Below are 404 nucleotides of genomic sequence, written 5' to 3'. Positions count from 1 at the left end.
TAACACTCCTTCATGATGAAAAGAAAATCAACGTTTCTTTCGTTGGTAATGAGTTCCATGAGCGCTTTAAAAATGAAAAGTATGTAGGGATTACCTTATATGATAAGGATGGAAATGAAAAGAAAAATATTTCTATAGAAGGGCAAGAAAATTCTAAAAAAGTTGCTTTGCAACTTGAAGGTGTTGAACTTCAATATGGCGATATTATGAAAGTATATCATGCAGAACCAAGTCGCTTCGATTGGTATCAAAGTAATAAACTTGTAGAGCAAGGTGGAGCTAAGAATAAAAAAGAAAAGTTCTTTAAGATTACTCCACAAGGATATGAACTAATAGACGGTATACAGGAAGTAGAAGCAGTACCACAAAAAGTGGTAATCGGGGCAGACGCTGAAAAATTAGAA

1 protein-coding gene is annotated in these 404 nt (G+C 33.9%); it reads left to right on the top strand.

Annotated elements, in window-relative coordinates; all coding sequences use genetic code 11:
* On the top strand, window positions 1-404 hold a 404-nt coding region (locus MR170_RS31160; RefSeq protein WP_276575698.1), incomplete at both ends, for a putative mucin/carbohydrate-binding domain-containing protein.

It is taken from the genome of Bacillus cereus group sp. BfR-BA-01524 (assembly GCF_022662595.1).
Lineage (GTDB): Bacteria > Bacillota > Bacilli > Bacillales > Bacillaceae_G > Bacillus_A > Bacillus_A thuringiensis_S.
Note: the sequence above shows the minus strand (reverse complement) of the source record. Positions and strands in the feature narration are given on the sequence as shown.